Genomic DNA, 23,055 nt, shown 5'->3' on the forward strand with positions numbered 1-23,055 from the left:
TGGCGGGCTCGAGCTACTGGATTTCCATCTCCATCGTCTGCCGGATGATGTCCGCCTCCTGCATGCCCATCTCGCGGAGCCCAGCCTCGGTGGGGTCGTCGAGAAGGACCGGCTTGACCGCGCCGGTGAAGCCCCAGGTCTCCTCGCCCCTCGAGATGCCGGGCCGCGGGCGCCACATCCGGAGAGCCTTGGTGATGGTGTCCTGCGACCGGCCGCCGGCGACCGGCAGCGGCGTCATGCTCGTGAAGAGCCACCAGGCCCGTCCACCGAACTCGTGCTCGCCCTGGGCGCCCGCCACGTAGCGGTAGGGGAGGCCGCGGTAGTGTCGCCGGAGCGGGTCGTCCTCGTAGGCGACGCCGACGTCGAAGACGTAGTGCAGGTGACCGCCGCCCATGGTGTCGAGCTCCATCAGCCACCACGGGATGTTGTCGGCGCTCTCGAGGTCACGCATCCGGAAGATGTCGACGCCACCGATCATGGTGATGGGCATCTGCGCCCACGGCGTCAGCCGGCTCCCGGTCATCTTCATCGCGTCCTCGTCGAGGTAGACGACGGAGTCGTGGAGGTCGGCAGCCGTCGAGACCCAGTCGGCGATGGGGACGGGCGGCCACGCCCAGCCGACACGCCACTTCCGGGTCCACTCCTCCGCGTCCCTCGAGCCCCACCAGCCGCGGTCCTCGTAGATCGCCGGCGCAGCAAGTTGCTCGTCCTCTGGCTCCATGGCCCACTTCGCCGTGCCGTGCAGGAGCCGCAGCTGGCCGAGCGCGCGCGAGGGGTTCGTCAGCAACACGTCCCACCACAGGGCGTGGTTCCGGCGCATGTAGCTGTAGAACATGACGAGCTGGCGGACGTACTTCCGCTCGAACTCGGTGAGCTGGCCGTAGTCGTAGAGCGCGAGACGCGCGCCCTCCGCTGCCTCCGCCGGGCTCTTCCCCTGCAGCAGCCCGTCCACGTAGACCGAGACGCGGAAGTAGTTGTCGATGGCGGTGGCGCTCTCGACGAGCGTCTTCTGCCACAACTGCGGGTGGTGCATGAGGTAGCGCCACCCCTCCGGGTACTGGTCGCGGATCTCGCGAGCGATGCCGCGGATGGTCTCGTTCTTGACGAAGGACGAGTTCAAGCCGTAGCGCAGGGCGTCGGCGGCGATCATGTCCGCCGTGTACATCCGCCCGTCGGGGGTCACGAGGACGCCGCTACCGGTCGCCCGCCACTGGCCCTCGCCCCACATCCTGGTGGTCACCGCCCGGACGATGCCGTGGTGGTGCCGGACCCGCTGGAGTTTCTCGAGCGGGGTGCCGCCGTAGCCCGCGAGGCTGAGCGCACCGAAGCCGCTCCCACCGTAGGTCTGCAGGATGGCGCCGAAGGTGTTGTTCACCCAGTAGCCGGGGTTGGGCAGCAGCAGGCCGGTCGTGATGCCCATCCGGATGGCAGCCGAGGGCGAGTAGCCGTTCAGGAAGAGCTGCTGGACGATGTCGCCTGCGCCGGAGGTCTCCTCCCAGACGTCACGCAGCGGCTTGTGCGCCTTGGGCGCGTAGGCCTTGCCCAGCGCCGCCTGGAGGTCCGTCGCCTCGTCGATCTGCTTGATGACCATGTCGGGGAGCAGGGCCTTCGATCCGTCGGGGAACTCGTGGTCGACCCACTTCCCCTTGCCGTACTTGAAGCCAGCCGACTCGAGGATGCGCCAGGCCTCCCGGTAGGCGAGCATGTCGTGCACGTTCCTGAGCTCGTCGCGCGGCCACCCCGCGTCCGACGCCGCCTGAGCCTCCGCCTCGGGGAAGGGCTTCCCAGCCGTCTGAGGGGCGTCGGGGAGGTAGGTCGCGCGCTTGGTTCCACGGGCGAACTGGGGCTTGTCTTCCCACTGGATGATCTGGTTGATGTAGAACAGCGTCCGCTCGCGGAAGGCCTCGCGGTCCTGGGTCCCCAGCGGGGCGCGCTCGCTGCCCGGCACTCGGCGCTCGCCGACCGCGGTGTCGCGGGCATGCCCGACGACGTCGAGCCCGTGCTCAGCCAGGGCGCGGGAGAGCTCGCCGAGCTGCTCGTTGACCATCATCCGGAGCACCATCTCCGTGGCCGCCTGCCCCTTGTCGAAGCGGCGGTGGGCGTGCCGGCCTCGAGCCTGGTTCACCCGGTCCCAGATGTGCTCCCACTGGCCACGGTAGAAGAGCTCGTAGCGCTCCACCGCAGCGGAACCGCTCAGGTCGATGTCGGGGTCGGAGACCTGACCGCCGGCGGCGATGGTGATCTCCTGCGCGCGGCGCTTCACGGTCGACCACCGGCGCTCGATGCCGTCGGAGATGTTCGCGATGGACTCGCCGATCTGGACCGCCTCGTCCGCAGTGATGGGACGGTTCGGCCCGCGCATGGAGTCGAGGTAGGCCAGCGACCGGCTCTCGAGCGGGGTCATCCCGTGGCCCTGCATGAGCAGCCGACGCAGCGCGGCGATGGTGCCCGTGTCGAGCATCGCCCAGGCGGACATCGTCTCGGTGCCCCGGAACCACTGGCGGTAGGCGAGCAGCACGCCGGCGAGGCTGGGGTCGACGGGCGGGCTCAGCTGGCCCACCACGTAGGTCATCCCCGCCCGGAGGCTGGCGTGGCCGTTCTCCCGCGCGTCCCGCAGCAGACGGAGCAGGCGGTAGTGGCTCTCCTCGAGTCCGCGGAGGTGCGTGTCGACGAGCTCGCGCAAGCCGGGGTCGAGGTAGCCGGCGGTCTCGTCGGTGACGATGAAGCGGCTCTCGAGGGCCGCCTTGGCCTCCAGCACCGCTCCCGCCAGGGGCGCGGCCACCTCGTCGAGCAGGCCCTCGCCGTCACCCTGGGCAGCCAGTCGCTCCGCCGCCTGGTTCAGGGTCCGCATGAACGCCCGCATCACCGTGTGCGGAACAGCCTCGCCACGGCGCGACCGGTGCCCGCCGACGCCGGCCGCCACGTCGATGGCCGCCTCCTGCAAGGCGTTGATCTCGTCGAGGCGGACGTAGGTCAGGTCCTCGGTGGGGTCCAGCAGCCTGTCCGGCACCGGGTTGCCCATCGGCTCGCGGGCGACCTCGTGGGCGAGGTTCCGGAGCAGCCCCTGCTCGAGGGGGTTGAGGCGCACGTCTCCAAGCTGGGCGTCAGCGCGAGCAGCGAGCTCCGACGGCGAGAGCCCGATGTGGGCCTGGAAGGAACCCACCACCTCGTCGTGGATGGCGCGCACGCGCGACTTCGGGACCACCGTGCGGGTGGTCAGGCGCTGCGTCTCCTCGCCGCCCCAGACCTCGCGGAACTTCTGGACCGCCGCGTTGGCCATCACCTCGCGGAGGAGCTCCGTGGCACCGATCTGGTCACCCGCCTGCAGCCCGAGCTCCTGCATCAGGACCTCAGGACGGTACTCGGCTCGAGCAGCCTCCTGACGTACACCGGCCGACCGCGGGCGACCCTCCTCGATCCGGACCGCACGGCTCGGCGAGACGGTCACACCCTGCATCCTGCCCCGGACCTCCGGGTCCCCCGAGACGGTCACGACCGCCTCCTGGTACGCCGCGAGGTCAGGACGTAGGAGCCTGTCCCAGTAGAGAGTCATTTCGGGGGACAGAAGGGGCTTCGGCACCTCTTCCGGCTTGGTGGCGGCATCGACGGGCCCGACGGCCGGCCTACCGCTCTCCGCAGGGTCCATCCGGCTCCACGAGGGGGGCTGCTGACGGAGCATCGGAGCCACGCCACGCCGGACGCGCATCCATGCCTGCTGCAGACCCACCAGGGTCCGGTCGAAGACCCGCTGCAGACGCCCGTCGGGGGCCGTCTTCAGCCGCAAGTACCAGCGCAGGGACTCCGCAGCCTGCTCGCGCCCACGGGTGGTCAGGACCGCCCCAGTGCCGCCGCGAGAGCGCCGCACGCGCACTGAGTCCACGTCGTTGATGCCGTTCGCCGGGTCGTGCTGCAGCCCGTGCCGCTGGGCGGCCGTCGCGTCGTCCACGCCGGACTGGACATCCGCCCAGACCGCGTCGGCCTCGCGGGCGCTGATGTGCTCGAAGTTCCGGACGAGCTCCTGGTAGTGCTGGGGTCCCAGCAGGTACTCGAGGAGATGGCCCGCCTCGTGGAAGAGGGTGTCGAGGTTCCCCTCGCGGAAGAGCGTGATGACGAGCTGGGCCGCCTGCTCGATGTGGAAGGTGCCCTCGACCTCGCCGGCAGGACTGGTCGCGTAGAGGCCCTGCGGCTCCGCCGCTTCGTCCACGGTCTCGATGTAGGGGCGCTGGCCAGGGCGCTTGGTGTGCCGAGGCTCGGCGTAGGCACCAGCCTCCTTGAGCTCCGCGTCGACCCTCTCCATGCGCGCGCGCGTGCTCGGCATGAGGAAGGTGCCAGGTGCCACCACAGGCTCCGGCTCGTGCACCTTGCGGGTCTCGTCCCACCGCAGCCACATGGTCGCGCCTTCACCGAGGCGCCCGCTCTTCACCGCGGGGTCGCGCTTGATGGCCGCGATGACCTCGAGGTAGCCGTTGGTGGGGACCTGCAGGATGTACTTGCCGTTCGGCTTCGTCGGGAGCACCGACCCGAGGTCCACGTCGGGGTGCTGCTTCCGCCAGATGTCCACGTACTGCTGGGCGAGCCGCTGGCGCTCGAGCCGATGAACCTTCTGCATCGCCGAGATGGCGCTCTTCGGGGTCTCCGCCTGACGGAGCTTCCGTCGCGCACTCGCGATCTGCTTCAGGGTGACCTGGAGCCGTCCCTCGGAGGGGAGCGTGACCGCCTTCGGGGTGACCATGTCGCGGAGGTGCTCCGTCCAGTCGACGACGCCCTCCGACTTCAGGTAGCGGCGGTAGGAGATCTTGGACCGGCGCTGGAGCTCCTCTTCCCAGGTCCTGTCCGCGCCGCGGCCGTTCTTCTGGTTGTAGTCCCACCCCTTCTTGTTGCCGCCGGACTGCCGGTGCCCTTCGCCAGCCTGCCACTTCGCGTACCAGATCTTCTGGAGGGCGCTGAGGGCCTGCTTGGAGCCGGCGACCTTGTGGCCGTACTCGCGAAGCATGTAGATGTCGACGGGGATCCAGGTCGCGCGCTCGAGGTCCACGCCGAGGCCAGCGAAGGCCGCAATCTTCGGGGCCATGCCGCGGAGGTTCGAGGTGAGCCGCGTCATGTAGGAGCCCCACGGCTCGTCCGGGTGGGGCTCGAAGAAGAGCCGCTCGCGCTTGCCGTCCTCGAAGGCGCGAAGGTCCTCGTCGACCTTCACGAGCATCTCGATGACGAAGCCGGGGTCGCCCATGCCCTGCAAGGCGAAGCCTTCCTCCATCTGCGGGGCCGGGACGGTGTTCAGGGACTGCTCGACCCGGTCCACCTCCGCCCAGGCTTCCAGCTTGGCGTCGCCGGCTTCCTTCACGTCTGCAGCGGACGCGCCCTCGGGCAGGTCCTCGACCACCTTGTCGGCGGCGTAGGCCGCCTTCTGGGCCTTGGCGAGGTCCTTCTCGTACTGGGCGCGGTTGATGGCGCGGAGGTCATCCCAGGTGAGGCCGGTGATCCGCTCCGCCTGCGCCCGCGGCCAGCGTCCGCCCTTCTTCGGGAGGCTCTCGCCGGAGATCCGGGCAGCCTGCGGGAGGGTGACGGCGAAGCCGAGCATCGCCGCCGACTGCTGCGAGAAGCGCTGCCAGGCCTTGCGCTTCGCGGTGGCCAACGGCTTGCCCTCGAGCTCACCACTGAGCCGATCGAACTCCCGCTCCAACTCCTTGAGCAGCGGGCGGGCCTTGTCGGTCAGTGCGCTCAACTCCGCCCGACTCCGGACAGCCGCGATGGACCCGACCACCTGATTCTTCACGATGTTCAGCTGCGGCGACAGCATCGCGAAGAGGTACTGGCTGGCCAGCTCGATGGCGTGGAGCCCCATCCGTTCGGCGTACTCCGCAGTGGGAAGCCCGTCGGGGGTATGGGCGGGCTCGGGGCGATGCCTGCTCAGCCCCATCGAGCGCTCGTGCTTCTGGAAGAGGCTGATGCGGAGATCTTCCTGGGCCTCGCGGACGGCAGCGAAGGCCTCCTTCACCTTGGCGGGCACGTCCTTCCCGTCCGCCTTGAGCGCACCGTCGATGGCCTCCTTCGGGACGCCGGCCTCGCTCCAGATGCGACGCAGCGCAGCGTCGCGGTCCTTGAAGTCGAGGAGCCCCTGGTGCAGCCCCTCGAGCCGCTCACCGGTCGGCGACTTGCTCGCCGGCACCCACTTCCGGTGCGGGAGGTTCTCCGGGTCGAGGGGGAGGTCGAACCAGATCGGGCGGCGCTGGTTGTAGTCGAAGTCCGGGTAGGACCAGTCGCCGTCGAACCCGCCGGGGATGAGCGCCTTGTAGCCGTCGGTCCGGACGAGGCTGACCGCCGCGTCGCCGAACGGCGTGCTCACCGTGAAGGTCTCCTCGACCAGGGCGCTCGAGTCGTCCAGCCGGAGCCGCTTCATCGCCTCGTCGAAGGCCACGGGGGACATCGACCCAGCCTTGCGCGCCTCCACGAGCTCGGCCTTCATCTTCTTCGCCGCGACAGCCTGCGGGCGCGCGCCCGGACGGTCCACGTGCCGACCCATCCCGAAGGGGGTCGCGCCAGCGGGGAGGGGCTCACCCTTCTGCCAGCGGTCACGGACGGAGGCGCGGTTGCCGCCCTCCCAGCGCATCATCACAACGTCGGGACGCCTGAACTTGTCGTAGTTCCATCCAGCCGGCGCGTACTGGTCGTCCCAGGTGAGCCGCTCCGTCTCGACGAACCCGAAGGACTTGTAGTAGCCGGGCAGGAAGCCGTCGAAGCAGTCCAGGCTCGCGGCACCCATCTCGATGGCGCTGAAGAGCGCCTCGACGCCGCCGCCAGTGCGACCGCTGAAGACGTTCTGAAGGTCGTTCTCCGCGTCGAGGACGAAGCCCACCTGGCCGTCGTCGGACAGGTAGGCGCGGCGGCCGGCGAGGTCGCCCTCCTCGAGCGGCGAGAGCATGGCGAGATGCTCGTCGCGGGTGTGCTCAGCGCGTGCGGCGAGGAACTCCGCAGGCTCCGCAGAACGGAACCCGCGGGGGACCTCTACTTCACCAGTTCCCACTGGGCGTCGAGAAGCCCCGAGTGCTCCTCCACCCACTGGTCCCCGTGCTGCTGCCGGAGCTCCTCCGTCCACTTCGCCCGGAGCTCCTCGTCGGAGATCTCCGGCCGCTTCCGGCCCGGCGCCACCGTCACGAAGCTCCGCCCCAGGACCTCGTCCTTCGGGATCCTCGGCAGGTGCGACAGGTCGAACGGGTTCGGGTCCTGCTCCATCTCCTCGACCAGCCCCAACTCCTTCGCGAGGTCGTAGACCGGGTCGCCAGGCTTCCACCAACTCGTAGTACGCAGGGACACGATGCCCTCCCGTGGTTCGGGCTTCAGGTTCAGCCACAGTGATGGACTCTCGTGTCCATACTGTAGCCACGTCTACACCGTACTGCTTCTTGACGACCTTCGCCACCATATGGGCGACGACGTTGGCCTTCTCGATGAAGACGTCCGCAGCCGGCGCCCCCCACTCCGGGGTGTGCGCGATGCTGATCGTCCCCTTCTCGACGTCGATCGTCCAGCCGAGCCCGCTCTTCGCCATGGTCTTCGCGAGCTTGTCGACGAGGCTCTTCGTGACCTCCTGCCCCAGGTTGAGGTTCATCGTCGGCGCGCGGCCACTCGCGTCAGGGGTCGGCTGCTCGAGCACGTCGCCGACGTGGCGGAAGAGCATCCCGCCCTGGTTGAAGCCCTGGCCGAAGGACGCGAGCATGCCCTCGACCTCCGTCTGGCTGGCTCCACGGAACTCGACGAAGACGCCGAGCTCGAGCGGGTCGTCCATCCACCCACCGACGGACTGGCGGACGGTCGCCTCGACGCCGGCGCGCTTGAGGGCCTCGCGGAGCTGGGGCTCCCACAGGTCGTAGTACCGACGCTTCGCGGCCTCCGCGGCCTCGGTGTCGCCCTTCTTGATCGCGGCCTTGTAGTCCTCGTTGTACCGGACCAGATCCGGGTACTCGCCGCGGTAGGCGGTCATCCCGACGCGGGCGGTGACGGGGGAGTAGAGGCTATCGGCGCCCTGCTCGAAGATGTTCCGGCCCGACCACGTCCCAACGTTGTCGACCGACTTGAACTGGTTCGGGTTGAACACGCCGATGTTGATGGGGGTGCCCGCGCTTTCCCGCACGTAGATGGCGTCGTAGCCCCGGTCCCTGATGAGGTCGATGACGTACTTCATCTCGAGGACCTGGTAGGTGCCCTCCTCGATCCCTGCCTGGATGTCTCGTGCCTGGTAGGCGTACTTGTCGCCGTAACTGCGCGTCTCAGCATTGTAGGCCGCCACCGCCTCAGGCGTGCTCATCTCACGGATGAGCCACTCCCGGTCCGTTGCGTTGCGGAAGTCGAAGGGCTTCTCTGCATGCACGTAGACCTGTTGGATGGCACGAGGGCGGACATCAACCCCAGGAGGGGCACCGCTCGCCCCAGGCGAAGCCCACCCCTCTCCGTTGATGGAGGCGAAGTTCTCGGCGACATCCCTCGAGGAAGAGGCGAACGTGAGTTCGACACCATCGACGCCCACATGGGGCACCTCACCGATCATGGCCTTCCAGTAGACCGCCGGCTCGCCCTCCTCGTCCACAACCTTGGACTCGCCGAACCAGCGCCGGAACGCGCCACGTTCCCTCCCAGGGCTGACCATCGCCCGCAGCGCACGCTCGAGCGTCTCCGGGGCGTCGAGCCCCGACCGGTTGTAGGAGGCCTCCACGTCCGCCGGCGAGAGGTCCGCGATGTCGACGCCCAGCTGGGCGGCCACCGACTGCAGGACCTCGCTCAGGCCGTAGGGCTTGTCGCCGCCGCTCTCGAGCATCGAGAAGTCGAGCTCGTCGACAGGTTCGTCCACGGCACCGTAGGGCCGAGTGCCCGGCGCGTCGCCGACACCCTCGTGCCGCGGTGCCCGCCGGCGCTGCAGGTCGTAGATGGCGTCCTTGAGGAGCAGGCTCTCGCTCCGGCGCTCGCCGGTCTTCCCCGCCAGTCGCTGGAGTTCGCGTCCAGCCTGGTCGATCTTCGCCATGTCGCGGGCGTTGGCGAGCACCTGGAAGAGCTCGTCCGCGCGCGCCTTGCTTGCGGCGTCGGGCCAACCCGCCTCGTCGAGCAGGCTGCGAAGCTGGCGCTTCTGCTCCGCGAGCGGGCGGTAGGCCCGGCCGCCGGCCTCGAGGATGGCGTCGTCGGTGCGGGAGTAGGTCCCCTTGTTCCCGATGGCGCTCTTCACCTGATTCTGGGACCAGACCACCACGTGGTCGGCACCACGGTCGTGCCGGGCGACGAAGATGCCGTCGTAGTCGTTGTCGATGCCAGCCTTGTAGAGGGCGTCGTGGACGACAACGCGAGGCGCCGACATGCCTTGGCTGCTGGGGTCGTAGTGCCGGTCCCTGTACTGGAAGGCCTGCGAGACCCAGTTCTCCCCGCGCTCGACCATCTCGGGGATGCTCTCGAGCACCTCGGTGGTGTAGTCGACCGCCTTCTTGAGCTCCTCGTGGGTCCACTTCCGTGTCTTGTCACGACCGCGTCGCTGCAAGACTTCATCGACCCCGTCCGGGTACTCCTCAAGGAGCGCCTGCACGTTCTTGATGGCGTCAGCGACGAACCCCCCGCTCGGCACCCGGTAGGAGTGCAACGGGTTCTCGAGCCGCGCGTAGAGAGGCATGACGTTCGGGGCGGCTGGCCGCGCCGTCGCCCACGGGTCCTCCCCGTCTCCGTCCACGAGCGTGTCACGTGTCGCGCGCTTGCCGTCCGACCGGGCGTAGTGCGAGGCGTCGGTCGGGTTCGTGCTCAGGTACGTGCCCGGCCCGAAGAAGCCTCTGGTCGAGGGCTTGAAGACGTCCACGTCCATCGCCGTGCCGTGGAACAGCACGATGAGGCTGCCGTCGTCCTTCCGGAGGATGGTGTCGCCAGACCAGGAGTCGAGCGCCATGAGCTCGTGGCTCCCCAGCACACGCGCCGGGTCCATGTTCGCATCGACCCAGGCGACCGCGTCCTCGAGCGGCAAGGCGCCCCACTCCCGGCCGCCACCCTTGAGGAAGATGACGTTCTCAGGGAGCGGCTCTACTTCTTCGGGACGTACCGCGGGATCCGGTCGTCCAGCAGCACCCCGTCCTTCGGCCGCAGGAGCTCGTTCCGGTCCCTGAAGTCCTCGTCCCTGTACGTCGTAGACGACGGCGCCGGGGGCGCGCTCCTCGAGCCATTCGTTGAGGTTCTTGATGGCGGCGTCGCGCTGGAAGCGGACCCAGGTGTCGTGGTCGTAGCCATGGGGGTATCCATCCGGGGGTTCAGGGGCGTCAGGGGGCGGGCTCGCCACGCGGGCATCCATCCGATCTGTGGCGCCGTCGAGGATGCTGTCGAAGAGCACCTCGAGCTCAGCGTCGAGCCGCATGTTCGGACGACGGATGTCCTTGGTGACCCACGCGAGCGGCCAACCATCCGGCGGGGCGATGAGTCGCCAGTGGCCACCACCAGGCATCGTCGCGCGCATCTCGCTGAGCCCGTAGGTGATGGCCGTCAGGGTGTCAGGGTACGACGGGCCCGACTCCCGCGGGTGGTTGTGCGTGAGCAGGGCCTTGATCTCCTGCAAGGCGTTGTGCAAGGCCTCGGAGAAGGGCACGTTGCTTCGGGTGCCCTGGACCCGACCCACCTGTCCACCAGCTGGGTCGTAGGCGACGAGCACCTCGTTGGTCTGGCTGCGGATGGCATCCTCGGCCTCGGCGAGCCCCATGCTGAAGTGCACGCCACCCACGGTGTCGGGGCTCTCATCGATCGGCGCCTTCGTCTCACGCCCTGGCAGGGACGGCTCGGGCGGAGGCCCCTTGCGGGTCGGCACCCACGACGGCTCCGTCTCCGTCAGCCGGACGCGCACCTTGCCGCTACTGAGGTAGTCGACCTCCACGTTCGGGTAGGTCCGCCGGATGAAGGCCTCGAGGGGACGCGCGCGGTCGCCGAGTCCCGAGCCCTCCATGCCGATGGTGAAGCCGTCGTCTGCTCGCGAGATGGCGTAGCCACCGAAGCGGTCCGAACCCTCGCGCCGCAACTCGTCCGACTTCCTGCTCCAGGCGTCCCACTGGCGGAAGAACTTCTCCAGCGGTGCCGGGAGATCCAGCTCGCCCTCGTCGTGGCGACGGACCATCTCCGCAGGGGTGGTGCTCGCGTGACGACCCTCCTCCTCGCGGATGCGGGCGCGCGCGTCGAAGCCGGTCTCCTCGATGAGTCGCGCCTCTTCGCGCAACCACCCAGGCTGCCCCAGGTACTCTGGCGGCAGGCCCGGAGCGCTCCGATGGGCCGCGCCACGCGCGAGATGCTGCCTGTACTCCGGGGCGTCGGCGTCGTAGTAACTCGAGCCCTCCTGCTTCAGCCAGCGCTGGGCTTCACCCCGCACCGTCTCGACCGTCCCGACCTCTGCCGGGCGGTAGCGCGCCATGGTCTCCCGCAGCTCCATCAGCGGCTGGGTCAGGCTGGACCGGAACCAGGCGTCGTTCAGCATCATCCAGTCGAGCTGGAGGTCCCACGCCGCCTCGTGGGAGAGCCCGTCGATGTCGACGCCGCGGCGCTTGATGCTCGCCACGAGGAGTTCGGAAGCCTCCTCCTTGGTGAGGCCGAACCACTCCTCCCTGAGCACACGGTCGACCATGGCGTCGATGGCGCCGAGGTCGTGCTTCTCGATGGCGACGTCGAGCTCGTCGGCCAGCGACCGTGCCCCCTGTCGGAGGAGCGCCCCGCGCGCCCCGTAGGCGTGGTCTGCCCAGGGTGCGCCCTTGTAGCGGCTGGCGCCACCCGCCTCGACGAGCCGCGGCGGCGCCGGTGCCACCCGGAGGGCCTGGATGTCGCTGATCTCGCTGAGGAGCCGACCGCGAGCGTCGCGCTCCACGACCTTGCGGGTCTTCTCCCGCAGGGCCTCCCAGAGGTCGTCCTCGCCGTCGGGGTCGAGGCCTTCGCGCCTGCCGAGCTCAGCGGTCAGGTCCTCCACCTCGTCGAAGAGGGCATCATCCCAGTCGAGACGCCAGATGTCGCGGCCCAGGGCGTCGAACATCCCGGCAGCGTCTTCACGCCCGAAGCGGAGCCACTCCTCGACGTGTCCGGGCTCGCCGTCGTCCAGTTCGTCGGTCCGCTCGAGGAAGGCCACCAGGGCGTCCTCCTGGACCGGCGTCAGGGCCGGCTTGGCCTTCTCGCCCTGGAGGACCTGGAAGCCACCGCGAACGGTGCCAGCCTCATCCTTGTGCCAGAGAGACTGGCCATCGTAGAGCACCGACTCCCGCATCTTGTCGGTGATGTCGACGGACCAGACGGTGACGTCGGGGGACTCCTGGACCTCCAATCCCTCCTGGAGTTGGCGCAGCTCCTCGCGGGCCTCCACTTCCGTCTCGACGGTGAAGCCGATCCGTTCTTCGTCGCGGAAGACGCTCCAGGTGTCATCGTGCCACCGGACGCTGCGCCCTTCATCGACGATTCCCGTGAACTCGTCCCAGATGTCGGTGAGGTGGCTCCAGATGGCCTCCGACCACTCGTCCGTTCCAGCCGAGTGCCCATCGGCGTACCGGTCGAGGTAGCGCTCGACGTCCCCGTCCGGGTCGTTCCCATCGAGGACCGCCTTCTCCAGTTCCTCGAGAGCCTGGCCCGACAGGTTGACGGCCTCGTTGCTGTCCCGCGCGACCTCGCGGGAGCGCTCGGCGATCAACTCGAGCTCGTGCGCCGTGTTGCCGTGGAGCGTGTACATCCCGTTGCCGAGCTGGCCCCGCACTTGGAGCTCGCCGGCCGGTGCCGCCTTCTGTCCGTGCTTCAGCACCGTCGGCTTGGTCTTCGTCCCCCACTTCTTCGTGTACTTGTTCAGCCACTTCGGGAGCATCTTGTCGTAGAAGCCGGTGTACCCCTTCGGGGAGACCTTCAGGTCGTCGCCACGGATCTCCACGTCCGCCGTGACAGCAGGGAAGGTCGATTCAGCGCGGTGACGCCGCATCCACGCGAAGTGGTCCTCAAGTTCAGCACCGATGCCGTCCGCGTTCGCGGTGGCTTGCGCCTCCGAGAGACCGTTGAACAACTGGGCCTCCTCGATGTTCTGCGCCCGCCAGAAGTCCCAGTTGTTGTCGAAGTAGGTCGCGACGGCCTCAGTCGTCACATCGGCGTGCTCGTTCACCGACTCCGCCATCTCCTCGAGGAGCCTGTTGGCGAGAGGGGAGAGGACGGGACGGCGAGGCAGATCCTCGAACTCGAGAAGCTCGTCGAGAGCTTCGAGGGCCATGCCAGAGTCCTCGAAGTGCTCGTCGTAGCCCATCCCGTCCGACACGGTAGTGCCGTCCCCTCGCACGACGACGTAGGCGTCTGCCTCCTCATCCCAGGAGATCCGCGGATGCCCCTGGGCGGCTCCCTCCATAGAGGTCTTCGCGGCCTCCATCTTGGCGCGCAGCCGGTCGGCCGGCTCCTGGTTGATGAACTCGCTGAGGTTCTCTGGACTGGCGGGCCTGCCGTTGGCATCGCGCAGGGTGATCATTCCGCCCTGGAGGGGCTCCGCGTAGAACATCCCCGCGCGCGGGTTCCACCAGATCCTGCGAACGTGCCCGCCGAGGTCGTAGCGCTCAGCGTGGAAGACGCCCGGCGTGATGGAGACGCGGTCGTAGTTGCCCTCCGCAGCCTTCCGGAGCATCTGCTTGAGCGCGAACTGCCACCACACCCCGTCGCGGAAGGGGGCGTTCGGCACCGGGAATGCCTTCTCGCGCTGTTCATCGATCAGGCCATCGATCTCGCGAAGCCTCCCCTGCATGTCGGGGTCCGCCTGACCTTGGATCGCGAGGATCTCGTTCTGCAGCTCGAGCCGCTCAGCGCGGAGGGCGTCGAGCTGGGCCTTGGCTGCCACAGCCTCTGGCCCAGAGTAGCCCTTCTTCCGACCCTGCTGGTGCCAGTCCGACTGGACCTCGTCGATGAGCAGGACCCGCTTGCCGTCGGTGTCGATGAAGTCCTTGGTCCGGACGTGGAAGAGCGCGTTCGGGTTCCTGGTGTGCCCCACGGAGCCCATGAACTTGCCGAGGGACCGGACGCCCGCCGCCGCCGCGCGCGCCTCCGCCTCATCGAAGAACTGCGCGCCCACCTCGTAGGCCTTGTCCCATCGGGCACGTGCCGCAGCACCCTCCGGGGTCTTCTCGTAGTGCTCGAGCAGGAAGTACTTGCCCGGTCCCGTCCTGTAGGCGCGGACGTGGACCTGATGCCCCACCACGTAGGTGGGGGCATCAGGGTCGCGGGAGTCCGGCACCGTCGGTTCCAAGCCCTCGACCTCGACCACACGAGTACTGCGCCGCCCGAAGGGGTCATCGATCTGGATCTTCCCAGGCTCGACGAATCGGCCCCCGATGTAGTGGTCCTCGGCCCCTTCCAACCCGCGCGCCTTGAGGGCCTCCTCACGGTGCTTGTGCGTGCCGCGGCTGAGGGCCAGCCGAGCCTCGTCGAGCTCCTTCTCCATCTCGCGGAACCGCGCCTGGTCCGCCGGCAGCATGCCATTGCGGGAGTCCAGAATCGGCTCCGCCCGGAGGACGAACATCCGGTAGTTCTCGCCGCCGGGCATCGAGTGACTGGCCCACGGCGCGGACTCGTCCATGACGCTGGCGTCGTCCCACTTGGGACCCAGCGTGATCTCCCTGGCCCGCGGCTGGTTCGCCCCGACGAACCAGAGGAGGTCCTCGCCCCTGACCTTCTTCTGGCCCAGCTCCTTGTGGTAGTCGAGGAAGGTGTCGATGCCGAGCCAGTCGACCTCGTCCTTCCGCACGCCGGGACGGTACTGCTTCTTCGCGCCCTTGCCCTTGTAGAGGAGCGCCCGGACGTACTCGAAGGAGTACGAGCGCTCCGGCTTGATGGGCTCGAGGGCACGCCTGACCCCGGAGTAGAAGGGCTTCGCGCGCTGTCGCCCAGGTGCACTGAAGAGCGGCTGCCCCTCCGTGGTGATGGACTCCCGCATCTTGTCGGTGATGGGGACCACCCAGCCTCGGAGTTCGCGGGGCCCGGCGAGCTGCTGGAGGCTGCCTTCCGCATCCTCCTTGGAGGGGAGCCGGCGGACGGTGGCGAGCCTCTCTTCGCTGAAGATCGTCCACGGACGCCGGTTGGAGTGGTGAACATCCGCCCACCGGTCGAGCTCGCCGTAGTTGTAGGCGTTCTCGATGAAGGCCTCGACCAGGGTGAACTTCCTGCCGCTGTTCGGCGGGAACGTGAACCCGTCGCCTCCGAAGTCGTTGAGGATGTCGATCTCATCGCTCAGAAGGCGACGCCTCCGCTTCCAGGTGGCGTTGTTCGGGTCGGAGACCCCGTAGCCCTCGATGACGGAGATCTCGTCCAGCATGGACCTCTCCACCCTCTTGTAGAGGGCATCGATCTCCCCGCCATAGTGAGCGGCGGCGCCAGCAGGGTCGTCGGGGAAGTTGAGACGGACCTTCGCAGCGAGGAGTTGAGCGTGGTGCCGACCCCGCTGCTCAGCACCCACCGACGGCAGGCGCGGCAGCGTGCGGTTGTCGACGATGTGGTAGCCCCCGCTCTCCTGGTCCAGAGTGAAGGTCTCGCTGGTGACCTTCACGCCCCACTTCTTCCCGTACTTGGCTGCGTACCGGGGCACCTGCTTGTCGTAGAGGTTGATGTACCCCTGCTTGTAGTCCTCGCCCCAGCGCTGGGTCTGCACCTCGCTGCCGGAGAAGCGGACCTCGTCGTAGCCCTCCACCGCCGCACGGTGCAGCACCTTCTTCACCGCCAACTCGTGCCACCGGCTCGGGAGCAGCTCGCCCGGAGGAGCGCTCCGGCTAGCCCTGTCACCCATGGAGACGGAGTTGGCGCGCTGCACCGCCGGAACCTGTGCCTCGAGGATCGCCATGGCCTCCTGAGCCAGAACCTCGTTCTCGAAGGCCTCCAGCAGCAGTTCCTCAGCGTGACCTCGCCAGTCCTCCGGGCCGGTGCCGAACTCGTGGAAGGGCCGGAGGCCGATCTCGGAGTCCGCCACCCGGACCAGTTCACCCAGCGCTCGGTGGACCTTCTGCACGCGCTGGTCATCGACGCGACGGTCCGCGCGGACCAACCCGTCCACTTGCTCGAGCAGGTGGATGGCCTCGACCGCGACGACGCCTGGCCGGGCTACTCCGGCCTCGTCGGCGATCGCCTTCACCGATGCCTCCCGCTTGGAGGTGGCCAACGGACGCTTCGGCGAGATGTACCCCTCGTCGTCGGCGGCGTCCTTGGCCGCCTTCTGCCAGTCCGACTGGAGCTCGTCCACCCACAGGATGCGCTTCCCGTCGACGATGTAGTCCTGGGCCCGGACATGGAAGAGCAGGTTGCGGACGCCGCCGTAGTGATCGCCGTAGTACCCATGGTGGTGGCCGCCGGCGGCCTCGTCGTCGGTCAGGACCCGGACCAGCAGCTCCCGGTAGTTCTCGCCCCCAGGAGAGACCGCGCCCGCGTACTGGGGGCCATCCTGCGGCTTCGCTCCCACCGTGACCTCGAGGTCCCCCAGGGGGATGTCGGCGAAGGGTTGGGTCCCCGACTCCGTCTCGATGCCCTGAAGCCTCTTCGCCAGGTCGCCAGGCCGGTCGTAGGGACCGGCCAGGTCGTCGACGTAGGAACCGATCACCGGGACCAACCCGCGCAGCTGCTTCTCCATCGCGATGTGCTCGTCGCCGACGGACGACCTGCTGATGTCGTCGATGACTCCGCCGGCCTCGTGCGCCGGGGCGAAGATCTGCAGGTAGCCACCCGTGGTCTCGCCCATGCCGTCGTCAGTCGCCCGCCGTGCCCACTCCCACCCCTCAGGGAGCCCGGTCACCTCCACCTTGGCCGTCGACAGTACGTCCTCGACGACGACGAGCTGGTGCGCGCTGACGTAGTCGGCGACCTCGCGCCCGGAGACCTTGTTGCCGTACTTGAGCCGGACGTCGACGCCCTTCTTGATGTCGTAGTTCGTGCCAACCTCGACGCCCAAGGCGCCGCTCAGGGAGTGCCCGGCTTCCATCTGTCGGTTCAGCGTCGCCCGGAAGAACTCGAACGCCTCCGGGCTCGGGTCCCTGGCGAGCTCAGCCGCCTTCTGCTGGAGGGTCTTGCCTCCGCCGGTCACCTTGACCCGCATCCGGTAGCCCTGCCTGTGCAGGATGTGGCCCTTCGGCACGATGGCCTCGACCACGCCCTCGAGCCCGTTGAAGACGACCGTGTCGCCCTCCTGGACCTCGCCCCGCGACCGCCCCTGCAGCCAGTCGTCGAGGTCCATCCAGTCGACCTCCTCGCGCTTGATGCCAGGCCGGAACTGGCGCTTGTCGCCGACGAGCGCCTCGATGAACTCCCCGCGCGTGTAGTCCTTCTTCGGCTTGAGCCGCGCCTTCAACTCCGCCCTGAGGGCGGGCGACTCCGTCTCTGTGAGGCGGTGCAGGATCTGCTTCCGGGTCCGCTTCCCTGGGACTCGCTCCATCTCGTCGCTGCCTTCCACCCGATCGAAGGCGACGAACTCCTGCTCCCGCGCCCACTCGAGGAGCTCCTCGGACACCGACTCCTTCTTCCCCTTCACCAACTTCGACCGGACGTGCTCGATGCTGTAGCGCCGGTCCGGCAGGAGGTCGCCCAAGGCGCGCTCCACCGCGGAGTAGAAGGGCCGGGCGGGCACCTTCTGCTTCGATGCCATGAAGAGCGGCTGGCCCTCGTAGAGGACGCTCTCGACCATCTTGTCGGTGATGTCGATCGCCCAGACCTTGATGGGCTTGGAGCCCCACATCGCGAGGTCATCGGCCCCCTCGCGGGTCTCGGCTGCGTACAGCCGACGCCCGTACTCGTCGAGAACGATGAAGGGCTCGCCGTGCCCCCCCCAGTCCTGCGTGGTGAGCGCGGTCTGGATGAAGTTCGCCGCCGCCGTCTCGGGGTCGTTGACCGCCGCGGTGAGCTCGTCGATGGCGACCGTGTCGCCGTAGCCGTGGCCCTCGAGGCTGGCCCGCTGGGCCTCGTAGAGCGCCACGACCTTGTCGCGGTACTCCTCGCGGATCTGCCCGTGGATGACGTCGAGGTCCGGCTGCTGCGTCGGATGCGTCATCGACTGCCGCTGGAGCAGCTGCGTGAACCGACCGGCCATCTCGTGACCGAGCAACTCCCGCTTGTGCACCATGTCGGCCATCAGCGCGGTCCCGCCTATGTAGGGCAGGAAGGGCACCCTGACATCGGGGTCCGACTCGAGGACAGTGCGCTTCGACGCCCCGACGGAGAGCTCGTCCGCCTCGACCTTCGTCCCCCACTTCTTGACGGTCTTGTTGAGGAACTTCGGGACCTGCTTGTCGTAGAGGTCGATGTACCCCTGCTTGTAGTCCTCGCCCCAGCGCTGGACCTGGACGTCGCTGTGGCTGATGGCGAGCCGGTCGTAGCCCTGCTCCACCGCCATGCGGAGCAACTTCTTCACCGCCAACTCGTGCCAGGAGGCCTTGTGCGGCGGCTCCGGCACGCGGGTCTCACGCCCCAGACCCTGGAGCTCGTCCCAAGCATCGACTCGCGGCACCAGCTCGCGAGCGTCGGCGATGGCCTTGTCCGCGTGGGCCTCGAGCCCCCACTCCGCGAACTGACTGCGGACCTTCGCCTCCCACGCCGCGTCCCAACGCGGACGGGGCGCCACCCGGTGGTAGGCACGTCGGCCCCGCCCCGCGTAAGCGTCCCCCCCGAAGAGGAGCAGCTGGGCCTGGTGGGTGACACCAGCCACGTTCATCGTCCGCATCAGGTCGGGCATCTTCCCGATGGCTTCCCCGCCGTTCAGCGCCGTCCGCTCGAGCACATCTCGACGAGTCTCCTCGCCGTGCCGCGGACGGGCGCCGCGTTCCCGCACTGCCTTCTGCCAGTCCGACTGGAGCTCGTCCACGTAGAGGACGCGCCGGCCCTCGTCGTCGATGTAGTCCTTCACGCGCAGGTGGAAGAGCGTGTCCGGGTGCTGCTCGAAGTGCCCCCCGTCGAAGCCCGGCTTCTCGTCCATGGCAACGCCGAGCTCCCTCGAGCGCCCCATCTCCTCATTGGTGGCCGACTGGCGCCAGAAGCGGCCGTACTTCTTCCACAGCTCGCCCCGGTGCGCCTCGTAGGCGGCCCGTTCTGGAGTCTGGAGCCGCACGAGGATCTCGCGGTAGTTCTCACCGCCGGGCGACTGCATCGAGGCGTACTGCGGCCCGTCCGCCGTGTCCTCCGTCACCCGGATGGGCTCGACAGCCCGCGCCAGCGCGCGCACCCCTTCGACCTCATCGGGCTCGACGGCGAAGGAATCCGGCTCCTCCGCCATCCGCTTGAGCATCTCCTTCGCGCTGGCGAGGGCGGCGGCGGCGGTGTCGTCGGCGGTGATCACCTCGAGCCCGACGTCGAGCTCAGCCACGAAGCCCGCACGAGCGGAGGCCTCGGACACCGCCTGCGGAACCTCGTTGCTCGGTGCCGCGAGCACCCAGTAGCCGTAGCCCTCCTCGGTGGCGTAGTGGAAGCCCCACCCGGCCGGCATCCCCTCCGTCGCCGGCGGCTTGGTGTCGAGGACGTCGTCGAAGTAGATGGCCTTCCAGGCGTCGAGGTACTCGCGCACCTGCTTGCCCGTGACCTTGCCCTCGAGCTCGTCGAGCCACTCCGACAGCCCCAGCCAGTCGACCTCCTCCTTGCGGATGCCGGAACGGAACTTCCGGGTGTCCTGCTGCAGGATGCGCTTGATCTCGCGCTTGAGGAACTCCTTGCCGTAGCCGCCGTCCTTGCCGAGCTCGCTGTCGCGGAAGCGCTGCTTCAGCGCCGTCGCCGCGGCTGGCTCCAGCTTGGCGTCGTCGATCCACGACTCCACCTCCCTGAGCTCCACCCGGTGGGTCGCGTCCACGTACTCTTCGACGGACTCGTAGCCGACTCGAGTCAGGTCCAGGTTCGGGTCGCGATGCATCGCCTCGGCAGCTTCGGCCTTGGACACGGCGAACCGCCTGTCGAGGACCTCCTCCTGCAGCCCCCACGGCGCGTGGTCCTTCTCGCCACTGTAGAGCCGCTCGCGGATGGCCTGCGGGGTGTAGGAGCGGTCGTCCTTCATCCAGTCCAGCGCCCGCTCGACGGTGGAGAAGAAGGTCGGCGCCGACTTGCGCTCGAGGTCGGCGCGGAGCGCCCCCGGCTGCGGCTGGTCCGCGTCACCGGCGATGCGAAGCCGCAGCGCACGGAGGACGTCGGCGTGCGAGGGGCCTGCACCCTGATCCTCGAGCAGCCGGGCCAGCGCCTCGACCACGCCCAGGTAGACCGCGCCGTCGCCGCGCCGGAGCCGACCCACGCTCTCCGCCTGGTCGAGGGCTGCGCGGAAGGCCTGGTACTCAGGCTCCTGCCGGAAGGCGATGTCCTGCGCGGTGCCGTTCTGCAGCACCTCGCTGGCCTTCTCGAGGTTCCGGACCGCGAGCCACGCGGCGTGCCGCCTGGAGGCCTCAGCCGCCTGGTTGAAGGTGACCGGGTTCCCTTCTGCGTCCTCCACCCCGAGCTTCTCGAAGGCCGTCTGGACCGACTGGCGGGCGGATGGATGGATGCTGTCCAGCCAGCTCTTGCCCGAAGCCTCCGCCGCCGCCGTGGCAGCGAGGATGGACGAGTGCAGGGCCTGGTAGCCGTCGGTGCCGCCCAGGCGGGCCTTCATCCTGTCCGACACGGGGAGGGCCTGCGCGACCTGACTCCAGGCCACCTTCCCGCCCACCTTGGCGGCGGGGGCCGCCCCAGTGCCGAAGCGGTGCGCGACCTTCGCCGCCTGGTAGCCGGTGGCGCCGGTCCGGGCCGCGGCGATGGGGGCGCCGGCGAGGGCCTCCTCCCACGGGGCCCGGAAGTCGAGGAAGAGGCCAGCCGCGCGCGCTGCGCTGTCGGCCCACCCCTGCTCCTTCGCGCCGAGGCCCCACATGATGTCGGCGAGGCCCTCCATGGCCCCCGCACGCCCCTTCTCCGGGTGCAGCTGGCTGTAGACCCGCGCCTCCCAGGTGGAGCCAGCGCGGTAGCCCTTGTAGTCGACCAACGCGCCGCCGATGTGCTCCGACTCGAGCATGCGCTCGAGGCCCGCGAGGGCCGGCAGCACCGTCCAGCCGCTCTTGAAGAGCCCGCCGCCCGCGCCGACGTAGGCCGGCAGCACCGGCAGCCGGAGGTCCATCATCAGACCCTCGACGTCGGAGTCGCCAGGGATGACGGAGCGGAGCCAGGTGTCGTAGTCCTCGCCGGTGGCCCCCGGCGTGAGCGCGCCCAGCGTCCCAGCGAGCCCGACGTCCGCCTCGAGGAAGACCTGGGGCGCGGCGTCGGAGAGACGCATCAACTTGCCGATGGTGCTCTCGACCTGGCCGGGCATCATCAGGTAGCCGAGGCTCGCCATCGCGGCGTCCATCTCCTCGCCACCCGTCTCCTCGCGGGCCTCCTGACGTGCGCCGATGCCAGCGAGCACGCTCTCGCGGTCGACCATCAGATCGCGCACGCGCTTCGGGAGCTCGCCGACCTTGGTGAGGTTGAGCGCGTCGATGAGCTCGTCCTGCGGGGCGTCGCCGGTGTCCACCTGCCGGCCGCTCAGCACGTCGCGGATGGCGTCCTTGTCCTCGAGCCCCGAGATGATGGCCGCGAAGCGCTCGAGCGCCGCGCCCTCTTCACCCGCCTCGACCGAGGCGTAGATGGCATCGATGATCTCGTCCGGGTCGACGTCCTTCCGGGCCTCCGCGGGGAGGTCCTGGACACGGATGGCACCGACAGCATCCTCGAAGGCCTCGAGCGGCGCGGTCTCAGAGAGCCCCTGCGTCTGCTCGTCGAAGGAGAACGCCCGCACGCCGGCGCTGGCAGTCGCCGTCTTCTCCTCGAGCCACTCGCGTCCCGTCTCCGTCTGGAGGGCGGCGTGGAGGACCGGCGAGACACCAGGGGTCAGCGCGTTGGCGGCGAAGAACCCCAGCACCCGGTTGGCGGTGTCGTTGTTGGTGTAGTCGTTCTGCGCCCATGTGGTCACCGCGTCGTAGAACGCCTTGTCCACGCCGCCGGCGACGCGCATGCGGCGCACGGGGCCACCGAACATCTCGCCCAGCTCCGCCTGCTGGACCGAGCCCAGGTGCGGAGCACTCCACTTCCGACCCGCGGCCGACGCTGCCTTCCAGACGTCCTTGGTCACCTCCGCAGCACCGTCGCGCTTCTCGCGCTCCGACGGCAGGTAGCCGCCCATCGCCTCGAGGACTGCAGGCATCTCCGCGATGCCACCCAGCCACTCGACGTCCTCGGTGAGGGCCCGGTAGCCCTGCGCCGCGCGCGTCTTCGCTTCCTCGACGTCCTCCTCGACCGGACCCGGCTGGATGTAGGCGAGCGGGTTCACCGCGAACTTGGGGACGCTGACCTTCTTGGGCTCGACTCCCACGAGGCGCCCGAGGTCTCCGCCGCCGAGTTCCAGGTCGACGCCGCCGACCGTGTACCCCTCCGCCCAGCCGGTGAGCATGTCGGAGAAGCCGACGATGGCCTTCATCTCGTCGGAGACGAAGTCGCGGTCGTAGAGCTCGTGGGCCTTCTGCTTCGTGCCCTCGGTGACCTCCTCGAGGGCCTCCTTGGTGGTGAGCTCCCCGGAGGCCAGCGCCTTGGTCGTGTCGACGAAGAGCTCGCCCAACTCCCTGCGGTGGGCCTCGGTGTAGGTCTCGCCCTCCTTCGGCTTCGGCGCCGACTGCGTGCGGATGCCTCGCCCGCGGGACCAGAGCTTGACGTCTGCCTCGTCCCAGTCGGACGGGTCCTTCGTCGCCGCCTCGTAGACGTCCTCGTCGTACTGGGCGGACGGCATGACCTGGAACTTCTCCGCCTCCTTGGCGGCCTTCTTCCGGGCCTCCGCGTCCGTCTTGCCGCCCTCGACGAGCTGGGCGGCACGACCGATCTGCCAGTCCCCCACAGCCTTGTCGTAGGAGGCCTTCGTCGAGGCCCGCGGGATCGCTCGCGCCTCCGACGGCATGCCAGCGTCGGTGTCGTCGTCGTCGAGAAAGCGGCGCTCAGCCTCGGTCAGGGGCGAGGGAGTGCCAGCAGCCTCCAGCAGCAGGTCGTCGTCGCGCGGAGAAGCCATAGGGAAGGTCTACCACGTCTCGTGTGGGTGCGGTGCTACTGCGGCGCGACGTAGCT

General features: G+C 69.0%; 1 protein-coding gene. It reads right to left on the minus strand.

Annotated elements, in window-relative coordinates; all coding sequences use genetic code 11:
• Nucleotides 1-13 precede the first annotated feature (13 nt).
• Entirely contained in the window at nt 14-22,999 is a 22,986-nt protein-coding gene (locus GY812_16715) for a hypothetical protein (protein ID MCP4437127.1), read from the minus strand.
• Between the last annotated feature and the right edge of the window lie 56 nt (nt 23,000-23,055).

Source organism: Actinomycetes bacterium (genome assembly GCA_024222295.1).
Taxonomy (GTDB): Bacteria; Actinomycetota; Acidimicrobiia; order Acidimicrobiales; family Microtrichaceae; genus JAAEPF01.

Coding starts and splice junctions, on each gene's coding strand:
- GY812_16715 (MCP4437127.1), bottom strand. CDS start 22,999: ATGGCTTCTCCGCGCGACGACGACCTGCTGCTGGAGGCTGCTGGCACT.